We start from the raw sequence: 11,645 nt of genomic DNA, 5'->3' as shown, positions 1-11,645 counted from the left end.
ACACGTTGGGTATTTTTGCCAATTTTCAACAAGGTAAAAGTCAACGGGACTGGCTTCAACAAGCCAATGTTATAGGATGTTAAAGTCGAGCATCGCGTTTTCCTTGTAAAAACCTAGCCCCCAATCCCACCGAACAATTTCACCTTGATCCACTTGATTATGCCAAAGCTAGCGAATGGGGCACGATTACCGGCGTCGTTCATAGCCACCCGGACGCCACCACCCAACCTAGTGAACTGGATGCTGCCCAATGCGATACCACTGAGCTACCGTGGCATATTGTCAGTTGGCCGGAGGGTGATTTCAGGACTATCTACCCACGCGGAGAATTGCCGCTGGTGGGTCGCCCGTTCGTGTTGGGGATTTACGATTGTTACGGTCTTATTATGAGCTATTACCGCCAACAATACGGTATTGAACTACCCGACTACCGGGTCAATTATCCGTGGTGGGAGCAAGGCGAAAGCCTGTACATGGCGAATTTTAAGAAGGCGGGATTTGTCGACGTGACAGGCGATCCACAGATGGGCGACGTGGTACTGATGCAGGTTCAGGCCGATGTGCCTAACCACGCAGGCATTTTACTTGAAGGTAATTTATTACTGCATCATCTTTACGGGCAGTTGAGCCAGAAAGTGCCGTATGGTGGATACTGGAAGGACAGAACTGTGAAGATACTACGATACGAAAAATTGCATAAATAATAGATTATTATTAGCATGAAAGCATATTACCGAAGAAAAGAAAATTAATTCTGAAGAAATAAAAAGGGGTAAGGATGAGCAGGATATTAATTGTTGTAATTTGTGGGTTATCGCTCGTGGCTTGTAAACCTACAGAAAAGGACTTTATTAACATAGGCGAGTCTCTTGTTAGAAATAGCCTTAAGGATCCAGACAGCGCAAAATTTGACTCATTCTACCGTCCATCAGGTGAGTCAGATGGTTATGTATGCGGGATGGTTAATGCCAAAAACTCATATGGTGGGTATATAGGGAAAAAAACATATTATGTTTATATTGAAACCAAAGACGGCAAACTGAAGCATCATGGACCTATAGTCATAGAAAACGATGACGATCAGGCTGTCTTGGATAATTTCAGATTGTTGTGTCAGAGGGAAATATAAGAAACCTCTCCGGCGTTTTTATGAGGTAAATATGGCTTTTATCGATGTTCCCATGCGCACTGTGCGTTTACATGGCACTCTTATTTCCCGCTTTGGCAAAGAATTTCAATATAAAGCACGGGATGCCCGACATGCTATTAACGCTATGCGTAATCTGTTACCCGGTTTTGAAAAATATATGTCCGAATCGCATAAAAAAGGGCTGACATTTTCTCTTTTTGTGGGTGGTAGAAATATCAGTCAGGATGAACTTGAGATGACAAAAGGCACGGAAGATATTCATATTCTACCTGTCATTATCGGTAGCAAGCGTGCGGGATTATTTCAGACTATTTTAGGTGTGGCATTGATTGCTGCCGCCATGTTCGTACCCGGTAGTCAGGTCGGTTTGGGGGTATTTGGTGCGGGCGGTTTTGCCGGTGGAATGGCGATGGTAGGCGCATCAATGGTACTCGGTGGCGTTGTCCAAATGTTATCCCCTCAAATGCCCGGATTGCGAATGCGCGAATCACCGGAAAATAAACCCAGCTATGCCTTTGGTGGTCCCGTAAATACCACAGCTCAGGGGAACCCGGTTCCCGTTCTGTACGGTACGCGCGAAATAGGCGGTGCCATTATCTCAGCGGGTATCTATACCGAAGATCAGCAATAACGCTTCATTGTTTTCAGTCAGGTCGCTTAGGCGACTTTTTTTATGGGTGAAATATGGGAAATTTTATTCAGGGCAGCAAGGGTGGCGGGGGCGGGCATACTCCTATTGAGTCACCGGATAGTATACAGTCTATTGCTAAAGCCAGAGTTTTGTTGGCGCTGGGGGAAGGGGAATTTGCGGGCGAATTGGATGATACGCGTATCTTTCTGGATGGGACACCGATAGGAAATACTGACGGGACAAAAAACTTCACAGGGGTTAAGTCGGAATTTCGCCCCGGCACGCAGGCACAGGAATACATCAAAGGCATGCCAGCGGCGGAAAATGAAATTCGCCTCGGTATTGAGTTAAAAAGTGACACACCGTGGGTGCGTTCTGTCTCCAATACCAAATTGTCAGCCGTTCGGGTGCGTTTGGGGTGGCCTGTGTTACAACAGCAGCATGATAACGGGGATGTTACCGGTTACCGGGTTGATTATATCATTGAGCTGGCGACTGATGGGGGTGCATATAAGGAAGTACTAAAAGCGGCGGTGGATGACAAAACCACGACCTTATATGAGCGTAGCCATCGCGTTGATTTACCCAACGCAACGACAGGCTGGCAGATTCGGGTTAGAAAATTAACGCCGGATGCCAAAAGTGGTCGCATTGCAGACAAGATGAACCTCATGGCGTTCACTGAAATTATTGACGCCAAGCTACGCTATCCCAATACTGCCCTGCTTTATGTCGAGTTCGACGCCCAGCAGTTCCCCAATATTCCCCAGATATCCTGCAAACCAAAGGGCAGGGTTATTCGTGTACCCGATAACTATGATCCTGTTTCCCGTACCTATTCTGGCATTTGGTCGGGTGGGTTCAAATGGGCATACTCTGACAATCCGGCATGGGTATTTTATGACATCATTTTGTCGGATATGTTCGGGTTGGGAAACCGTATCAATTCAGCCCAGATTGATGAAACCGAATTGTACCGTATTGCGCAGTATTGTGATCAGCTTGTCCCTGATGGGAAAGGGGGTGGCGGCACGGAGCCGCGTTTTACCTGTAATGTCTATATCCAGTCCCGTGAGGAAGCGTGGACGGTATTAACTGATCTGGCTGCTATCTTTCGCGGTACGACCTACTGGGGAGCTAATGAGTTTGTCGCACTGGCTGATATGCCTGCGGATGTGAGTTACCTCTTTAATCAGTCCAATGTTATTAACGGGGATTTTTCATATAGTGGCGCCAGTGAGCGCACTCGCTATAGCGTTGCGATGGTGAGTTGGTCAGATCCAGAAAATCATTATGCAGACACCATTGAGGCGGTATCTGATGATGCCTTGGTGCGCCGTTATGGCATCAATCAGACGGAAATCACGGCGATTGGGTGCACCCGACAAAGTGAGGCGCAACGGCGTGGGCGCTGGGCACTATTAACCAACTCGCGTGACAGTGTCGTGTCGTTTAAGGTTGGGCTGGAGGGGCAAATCCCGCTACCCGGTCATATTATTGGTGTTGCTGACAAAAACCGTGCAGGCCGCATTATTGGTGGGCGTATAAGTGCAGTGTCAGAGCGTAACATTACATTGGATCGCAAGCCTGATGGAAAAGCGGGTGATCGGCTATTGGTTAACCTGCCTTCCGGGACTTCACAAGGCAGAACCATACAAGCCATTAATGATAATATCGTGACTGTCACGACTGCTTACAGTGAAACACCACAGGTTGAAGCAGGCTGGGCTATAGATGCCAATGATCTGTTTATTCAACAATACCGCGTGGTCAGCATTCGGGATAGCAGCGATGGTACTTTTGAAATCAGTGCGGCTTACCATAACCCCGACAAATACGCCCGCATCGACACAGGCGCCCGCATTGAAGATCGGCCTATTTCTGTTATCCCGCCCGGCGTTCAGTCACCACCAAAAAATGTCACCATCAACAGCTACTCAGTCGTCAATCAGGGCATTGCAGTCACCACGTTGCGCGTGACATGGGATGCGGCGGAGAATGCGATTGCCTATGAGGCTGAGTGGCGGCGTGATAACGGGAACTGGATATCCGCCCCCCGAACCTCGACGCAGGGCTTTGAAGTGCCGAACATCTACGCCGGACGCTATCAGGCACGGGTGAGGGCGATTAATGCGGCTGAGATATCCAGTATCTGGGCGAATGCACCGGAAACTCACTTGAAAGGGAAAGAGGGCAACCCGCCCACACCGCTAGCTTTCAGAACCACACCGATCATCTTCGGTATCCAGTTGGATTGGGGTTTTGCTGCCCAGACTGATGACACACTGAAAACCGAAATCCAATACAGCCGGACGAATGACAGCGAGGGATTGATGCTATTGGCTGATATTCCCTATCCGCAACGCACGCACACCCTACAGGGGTTGGCAGCAGGGGTAGCATTTTGGTTCCGTGCGCGGCTGGTGGATAAATCGGGTAACCAATCCCCGTGGACAGCGTTTGTGCGAGGGGAATCGTCTTCTGATGCAGATTGGATAGTGAAAGCAGCGGGCAATCAATTCCTCACCGCCGAGGCAGGTAAGCGCCTGCAATCGCAACTGGACTATCAGGCTGAGGCTGCGCTGATTAACGGGGCGGCTAATCAAGAGAATGCCTATCAATTAATCGTAAAAGATGGGGAGAACAAGGCAGAAATCAAGCGTCTGGATCGGGTATTTGCTGACTCACAAACTGCGTGGGCACAACAAATTACTGAGGTGAAAGCGGAAATACAGAACGACATTAAGGCGAGTGTACTAGAAAACAAAAAGGCCATTACGAAAGTGGATTCGGCTCTGGCTGAGAGTGAGCAGCGTACACAGGCTCAGTTTAAAGAGCAGTCAGCCATTCTCCGCGAGAAAGCGACCGCGGTGTTTGATATCGACGGCAACGGCTATGCCATCAAGGATATCGGGGCGGGCGTGAACTACAGGGGACAATATTATGGCGCGGGCATGGTCGTTGGTGCTGAGGTGAAAAACGGTCGCGTTGAAACCCACTTCGGCGTCAGGGCGAACCAGTTTACCGTAGTGAATCCCAATAATGGAAAACTGGAACCGGTTTTTGTAATCAAGAACGGTCAGGTGTTTACCAAGGATACATTCATAGAAGACGGTAGCATCACCAATGCCAAAATCGGCAATTACATCCAATCCAGAGATTATACCGCGGGTCGGGCAGGATGGAAAATTGATAAAGGGGGCTCAGCAGAATTCAATAATGTGACTGTTCGTGGTGCTGTGCATGCAACCAGTGGCACGTTCACCGGTACGATAAACGGGGCTGATGGTAATTTTAGCGGCACAATATATGCGAACAAAATTATTGGTGATGTTGTGTCTGTGACATTGGGCAATTTCTCAGAAGGAAGAGCTTTCCCCAATTACGGCCGGGAGTCGATTTTCTTTCATAAGAGATTAAATGAACGCATGCCCTATGATCGTATTTTTATTTATGGTCCGATAGTGGCTCAGCTTTATACTACGGAACGGCATTATACCGGGGGTGCAAATGTCGTAGTGTATGTTGATAATGTATTGGTAGCTGAACAAGGCTTCGAGCTGGGGGCGCTTGATTCCTGGACCCAGACATTCGGAAATGGCCCTCAATGCATTTCTGGTACGTTGTTTACCCCACCTATAGTTATTCGCGCTAATACAACACCGACAATTAAAGTTACTCTTGAAGCAAGGGGTTCCGGAACGACCTATAAAACCCCCGGTATTGGATTACTCTTCAAAGCCAGTAGTCAGTGGACTAATGCATAAATCCATGGACGGATTTTATATCAATACCTCACCCCACGATTAACAGGAACCACACCATGTACTATGCAGGCACAATTTCCACCGTGTCCGGCTCGGCTATTGCTTGGGGTGGAGTAGTGGATTACTGAACAACTGGAATCGCTTTGCCGGATTCCAAATCGAATCAGTGATCAATCACTACTGCACGACGGATAACGTCATAACCCGTAATAATAATTTTAACTCGTTGATTTTTATCATGGTTGAAATACTAACCATCTTTAAGGTGTGATATCCCACCTTGGGTATTGTGATTTCCTCAATACCTTTTCTTTTTGTACCTGACTAATTGTCAGTCGCAAAGTTTGTGCGTCGCTAAATGGTAAGTGCAAATTATGACCAGACTGCAAATGTGCCGTCTGATTAGATATCAATGAGTTATTGAGGTGTCCGAAAATATTCGCATACCTATCAGCCAAAATTTCAACCGATGACTGAGCCATAAATTGGGCTGAATAATACTGAGCGGAAAGTTTCGCTGAGTGATCGGACGAAAGTTCGGCTGATTGAACTGAGTGGACATCATTCACTTGGTTTAAAACTAATGAGTGATTTATAACCAACCCTCTTAAAGAGGGTAGCCTAAGATTGATGATTCCTTAAACTAAAGGAATTCCTGTAGTTAATTCACTGCCTCCGGTTGAAGCGGAAGCGTGCTGAATTATATTACCCATCTGATAAATTCTATTAATTCCCCATCTGTCATTTTATGTCATCCTGCCAACAAAACATGCAACCTATCAAATATTAATCAAGTAGCACTCTCCAGTATTGATGAACCAATTTTATTGATGTTCACAGGCGGAGAAGTATCTCACCGCCTTCATGTTATTTAGCAATCTGTATTGTTGATGAAATGAGGGAATAAATATGCAAGATAAAAAGTTTGAATCAAAAGCCTCTGAAGATAATGTGGTCGTCGTGCCAACTCGTGAATATGTTAAAAGTGCGATAGAAGAACATGCACAGAGCCGTAATCACCCATATGCAACTCAGACAGAGCCGGGATTTGTTACTCTTAGTAATGAAACCGATAGCGATAGTGAGATAACCGTCGCAACCTCTAAAGCAGTGAAGACAGTAAATGACAATGCCAATACTCGCTTAGCAAAAGACCAGAACGGAGCTGATATCCCCAATAAGGAAGAATTTGTTAAGAATCTTGGAATAGAGCCATTAATGGAAGAATTGTCATTACCTGTTGGTGTTCCCGTTCCTTGGCCGTCAGAAATTCCACCGGATGGCTGGCTTAAATGTAATGGCGAAGCATTTGATACAGTAAAATATCCAAAACTTGCCCTTGCTTACCCATCTGGTGTGCTACCCGATTTAAGGGGGGAATTTATTCGGGGCTGGGATGATGAGCGAGGAGTGGATACGCCTAGACAGGTTTTATCGCGGCAAGAAGGTTCTTATTTGGTGCAGGAAATCTATGATCCACCTAATAATGTCGTTAATTTTTCACTTAATGATCGCAAGGATTTAAATTGGGATATTCCGACCGAAGAAATTCACTTGAATGGCAGGGCAATAGGAGGAGAAAGAGCAGGAACTTGGACTACCAACAAAAAATACGTAGGTATAACCCGCCCCCGCAACATAGCCTTCAATTACATAGTCAGAGCCGCTTAATTCTGGGCTAATACATCCAACCCGCAACTTCCTGCGGGTTTATTATGTCAACCTCATCAATAATAACCACAAGATACAGTTTTAATTTGAAATATATTTTTTATTGCGTTCTGTGTTAATTAATTATGGTAGTTATCTCAAAAATCAGACAATCACCTATCAAATATCAATAAAAATAATGTAGTGTATGATGCCCTGCACAGGCGCGAAGTGATGCTTAGTAGTATTATTTCAATAGGATAATAGCAGTGATTCTGAACGCTTGAGCATAAAGAGTGATTATTAACTTTAGTGATAATAATAAATCTTATGATTTATAATGTAATCAATTAAAAACCGATATCCAGAAGTAATTAATTGATAATAAATAACTTTTACTAAACTTGAATTTTCTTCCTCTTTAATTCTATCAGTTAAGTAGTTAAAAATTATTTACCAAGATGCCTTGTAAAATACATTGCCAAGCATTATACATGGAGTATGATTTGTGACCGCTAAGAATACTGAATACAAAGACTTGGATCTACATAAGAAAGCGACTGGTCGTTTTCGCGAGATGCACGCCATAATTTTTGGTGAAATTAGTTCAATACTAAAGAAAGCCAAGCTCATGCCGTTAATTGAATTGCGAAAACACAACCCAAGTTTCACTGAGATAGCTGAGGAATTGATAAGATATCGTGAATTAGCTAAGAAGGTTGCCGCTTGGTTGGATATTGAAGAAGATCAATTTAGTGCGTACGTTGACGAATATATTGCCCTAACCCGCGAACTAGCCAAAGCAATTGATGATGATGATCCTGATGCCCTTTGTGGAGCGATTGCGGCACTAGATGATAAGCCTTATATTTAAAACTGCGAGGGAATTAACATGACAAAATTATATGATTATGAAACAGTATTTAATTTACTTGATGAAATGGAAATGTGTATTGCGCGAGTAAGGAAGTTGCACTCTAAATTAGACGCTGAACTTTTTCAATTTCAAGTTAAAGAAGCAGCTTAGTTCTATACCCCCCCCTACAATAAAGCCACCTTAGCCATGGTGGCTTTTTGCTTATTCCCCCCCCTGCCCCACATTCCACACCGAATCTGCTGGCATAAGGGGCATAGTACCCCTATATTATTTTGACTCAGATAATCTTTGTTGCTGATTCCAGATAGAATTCTCTGGCATCTGGACACGGACATCTAAGCGGGTGCCGATGGGGATGTCACAGGGTTCACCATCGGCATAGTAGACCTTCTCGCCGTCCACGATTTCCTTTATCCGCTTGTTCTGGAAGCGTTCGGGTAAATGCACGTGCTAAAGCAATTCACTGAGACAACATTAAATCTAAGAATAAATCATTATTTATCAATTGGTTATTGATTATTCGCAAGGTGAAAAGCAAAATTGAGACAACATAAAATAGGGTAAGTTGTCTCAATTTTTAGATATTAGTCATTATAAAACAATGTGTTAGTTAAATTGAGACAACCGAGACAACTGAGACAACACTTTTTTATTAATGTATATATTCAGGGAAAATAAAATTATAGTTATTCATGAAAATGAATTTGGTGTTCTTGGTACAAAAACGCGTGCTATGACTGACGACGAATTTCGTCGGCAGTGATAAGAATTTCAGTATGGCTGACGGTCGAGTAAAAACTCAGAGACGTAAATGCGATTGTCGATAACAGTCACCACGCCTTCAACTAGGGCAACTTGTTGATTTTTTTATGATGGATTTTTCCATCATCTCAGGGTGGGATATTCTACCTTGGGTATGGGGGAAATCACCACACCTTTTGCTTTTGTACATGCGGGATTTTCCCGTATGTAACTGAATGGCTACCGACAAGTCTGATAGCAGAGCAAAGCCCTAATTCGGGCTTAGGTGATAACTCATTGATATCTAATCAGACCCCGAATTTGGGGTCTGCTTGTATTTTAACCACCTGACTTATTGTCGGTTGGTTACCTTGTTGCATGGAGCAAGAACTGACCCTCTTTAAGAGGGTTAGTTTGTGCCGACGAAATTCGTCGCTGCAAAATCCAATATCCGATAATCGGACTTTGGGTGTAACTGACAGTTAGTCAGTCGCAAATGGTCTTGAGCGTAACCGATAGTTACTCACAATTTGAGCGTCAGTCTGGCTGACTCACAGAATTTGCACAACTCTTTAAGAGGTACGCAAACTTTGCGCGTATCATTTAGCGACGTGGTTAATTTGCAGTCATCATATAGTGGAGCACAAAAAGCAACCACCCTTCTTAAAGAGATGAGCCTATCAGGTGAAAAATATTTTTCAATTGTCCGGGTGGTCAAAGTGACCCCCTCGGAAAAATCAAGGAGTTACCTAACTATGGTGAAGATCACCACGGTTGCTACTTCTCCTCAAAGTGAGGATGAACGAGAATATCAATGAGTTATAAATAACTCAGGTGGGTTTGAGTTTAAGCCGTCCAGCACAGGGTTACTTAATGTAACTTAGTGACTGAGTACGTATTATGTTCGCAGTGATTTAACTTATTGATTATTATCATGGTTGAAATCTAACCATCTATAGGCGGTGGAAGATGGCGCGAGGACAGAAGAAGAATGTATCCTCGATAGTCGCTACGATCACAGGCAAGATTACCGTTTCCCCCAAGCGCATCAAGTGCCAGACAGGTAAGGTGATGGCAGTCGCTACCATGCAGGCACAGGTGATAAGCGCAGTGATTATCCGCTGCGTGTCGTGGGCTTTGATGAGATGGCGCTGTCGGTGATGTTATTAGGAAAGGTCAGGTGATCACGGTAACGGGGAAATCTTCTTACTGGCAGGGCTATCAGTTAGCTGTTTCCTCAATCACTCAATAGGTTCCGACGAATGGCGTCGCAACCTCCATAGCTCAGAGCGTTAAACGTACCAACCTATTCACTTCCGACGATATTCGTCGTCAGTCCCCTCACTGCGTTCTTAATGTTCTCACCTTATAACGAGCTTATGTATTTGTTTAGTGAATTATGTATAAAGATTTATATAAATATTTACATATTTAAGTAAATAAAAATCAACTTAATCATATGAATTAGTTAGGATTATATCCTTTATAGTTAGATCATATGGCGTAATCTGGTACACATAATAATTCAACCAATTTGAAAATAGCAAATGACCATGACTACGCCAAGACGCGACCGGTTTATTTGCAGGATCGTTATTTGGAAAGTAATTGACAGGCAAACTTGGTTCCAGCTCAGCCGCACGATCACGCCAGTATTCCGCAGCTAATGTACCTACATCATATTCAGGATGCCCTGTCACAAATACTAGCCTTTTGTCTTTGCTGACAAATAAATAGGCTCCTGCCTCTTCTGAACTGGCTAAGATATCTAAATCCGTATGTTCACGAATTAGAGATTCAGGAAAATCAGCAAAACGTGAGTGAGGGGCAAAAAATGTTTCGTCAAATCCACGGGTTAATAATGCTAAAGGATCTAAGGTTGAATGGAGATAAACACCAGATAGTTTAGTTTTGCGAGTATATTTAGGAAGGTGATAAAGCACTTTTAACGCGGCTTGAACCGCCCAACAGACAAAAAGTGTCGATGTAACATGTTCTTTTGCCCAAGTCACCACTTTTTCAACTTCACTCCAATAGACCACATCTTCAAATTCAACGAGTCCTAAAGGGGCGCCAGTGACAATCAGTCCATCGAAATTTTGATCTTTTATTGAATCAAAATCACAATAAAAGGTATCTAAATGTTCAGCAGGCGTATTTTTACATTGGCGGCTGTCAATACGTAGTAGTTGAATATCGATTTGCAGTGGTGTGTTAGATAATAACCGAATAAACTGGTTTTCTGTTTCTATCTTCTTTGGCATTAAGTTAAGTAACAATACCTTCAGTGGACGAATATTCTGAATACTGGCGCGTGTAGACGTCATGACAAAAATATTTTCATTGCGAAGAGTATTCACTGCAGGTAATTCATCTGGTACACGAATTGGCATTGCTCAAAACCTCGACTATTTTAATTTATGCATTTAGACTTCTAGATAGCTAAATTTAACCCAAATGAAAGGTGACTGTCGAGTTATTGTACTCAAATTGAAATTATTTCATTTTATTATATAGAAAATGGTAATCAGAATAAGGAAGAAAAAATTAAGGTAGGCAAGGTTATAACTCAATGGATCAGACAATCTTTAATTGTCTATTTCCTGTCGCTCCAAACGCAAAAAAGCCATCCGGTAACGGATGGCTTCTCTGACTGATTGAATGTCTGGCAGTTCCCTACTCTCACATGGGGAGACCCCACACTACCATCGGCGCTACGGCGTTTCACTACTGAGTTCGGCATGGGGTCAGGTGGGACCACCGCGCTCTTGCCGCCAGACAAATCCTGTTTTCAATCCCGAACAAGCTGTTTTCTCTCTCTGAAACTTT

At 43.8% G+C, this 11,645-nt stretch carries 9 protein-coding genes, 1 rRNA gene and 1 pseudogene; 7 read left to right on the top strand and 4 right to left on the bottom strand.

Translation table 11 applies throughout. The annotated features are described in order from the left end of the window. Window positions 1–98: 98 nt before the first annotated feature. From Xedl_RS18105 to Xedl_RS35790, 7 genes and pseudogenes are all read left to right on the top strand, one after another. Window positions 99–704 (top strand): annotated as a pseudogene (locus tag Xedl_RS18105) (C40 family peptidase); the annotation flags it as partial. 74 nt (window positions 705–778) lie between these two features. Beyond that, entirely contained in the window at window positions 779–1,129 is a 351-nt protein-coding gene (locus Xedl_RS18100) for a hypothetical protein (RefSeq protein ID WP_074025144.1), read from the top strand. Window positions 1,130–1,160: 31 nt separating this feature from the next. Continuing rightward, entirely contained in the window at window positions 1,161–1,781 is a 621-nt protein-coding gene (locus tag Xedl_RS18095) for a tail assembly protein (RefSeq protein ID WP_074025143.1), read from the top strand. Between the two features lie 53 nt (window positions 1,782–1,834). Then, the gene (locus tag Xedl_RS18090) at window positions 1,835–5,548 is read left to right on the top strand and encodes a TipJ family phage tail tip protein (RefSeq protein ID WP_074025142.1); all 3,714 of its coding nucleotides are present in this window, start codon (window positions 1,835–1,837) and stop codon (window positions 5,546–5,548) included. Between the two features lie 909 nt (window positions 5,549–6,457). Beyond that, a complete protein-coding gene (locus tag Xedl_RS18085) occupies window positions 6,458–7,219 on the top strand; it encodes a phage tail protein (RefSeq protein WP_208605085.1) in 762 nt (253 codons plus the stop codon). Window positions 7,220–7,706: 487 nt separating this feature from the next. After that, window positions 7,707–8,072, top strand: a complete 366-nt coding sequence (locus Xedl_RS18080; RefSeq protein WP_083600386.1) for a hypothetical protein — start codon at window positions 7,707–7,709, stop codon at window positions 8,070–8,072. A gap of 18 nt (window positions 8,073–8,090) precedes the next feature. Beyond that, window positions 8,091–8,225, top strand: coding sequence for a hypothetical protein (locus Xedl_RS35790; protein ID WP_279625377.1), 135 nt, complete (start codon window positions 8,091–8,093; stop codon window positions 8,223–8,225). A gap of 117 nt (window positions 8,226–8,342) precedes the next feature. Here the strand turns inward: Xedl_RS35790 and Xedl_RS35785 are convergent, their stop codons facing one another. The 4 genes from Xedl_RS35785 to rrf form a co-directional block, all read right to left on the bottom strand. Further along, complete coding sequence (locus tag Xedl_RS35785; protein ID WP_074025140.1) at window positions 8,343–8,522, bottom strand: phage tail fiber protein; 180 nt, start codon at window positions 8,520–8,522, stop codon at window positions 8,343–8,345. Between the two features lie 1,247 nt (window positions 8,523–9,769). After that, window positions 9,770–9,904 (bottom strand): hypothetical protein, encoded by a 135-nt coding sequence (locus Xedl_RS35780; RefSeq protein WP_279625375.1) that lies wholly within the window; start codon window positions 9,902–9,904, stop codon window positions 9,770–9,772. A 363-nt stretch (window positions 9,905–10,267) separates the two neighbouring features. Next, on the bottom strand, window positions 10,268–11,209 hold the full coding sequence (metA, locus tag Xedl_RS18065) for a homoserine O-acetyltransferase MetA (RefSeq protein WP_074025138.1): 942 nt from the start codon (window positions 11,207–11,209) through the stop codon (window positions 10,268–10,270). Window positions 11,210–11,479: 270 nt separating this feature from the next. Continuing rightward, window positions 11,480–11,595, bottom strand: a 5S ribosomal RNA gene (rrf, locus tag Xedl_RS18060). Window positions 11,596–11,645 lie beyond the last annotated feature (50 nt).

This window comes from Xenorhabdus eapokensis, from assembly GCF_001908105.1.
This window is presented reverse-complemented; position numbering and strand designations above follow the sequence as displayed.

Excerpts from the sequence above, each read along its gene's own strand:
- metA (WP_074025138.1), bottom strand. The coding sequence starts at position 11,209 with ATGCCAATTCGTGTACCAGATGAATTACCTGCAGTGAATACTCTTCGC.
- Xedl_RS18085 (WP_208605085.1), top strand. The coding sequence starts at position 6,458 with ATGCAAGATAAAAAGTTTGAATCAAAAGCCTCTGAAGATAATGTGGTC.
- Xedl_RS18090 (WP_074025142.1), top strand. The coding sequence starts at position 1,835 with ATGGGAAATTTTATTCAGGGCAGCAAGGGTGGCGGGGGCGGGCATACT.
- Xedl_RS18095 (WP_074025143.1), top strand. The coding sequence starts at position 1,161 with ATGGCTTTTATCGATGTTCCCATGCGCACTGTGCGTTTACATGGCACT.
- Xedl_RS18100 (WP_074025144.1), top strand. The coding sequence starts at position 779 with ATGAGCAGGATATTAATTGTTGTAATTTGTGGGTTATCGCTCGTGGCT.
- Xedl_RS35790 (WP_279625377.1), top strand. The coding sequence starts at position 8,091 with ATGACAAAATTATATGATTATGAAACAGTATTTAATTTACTTGATGAA.
- Xedl_RS35780 (WP_279625375.1), bottom strand. The coding sequence starts at position 9,904 with ATGGTAGCGACTGCCATCACCTTACCTGTCTGGCACTTGATGCGCTTG.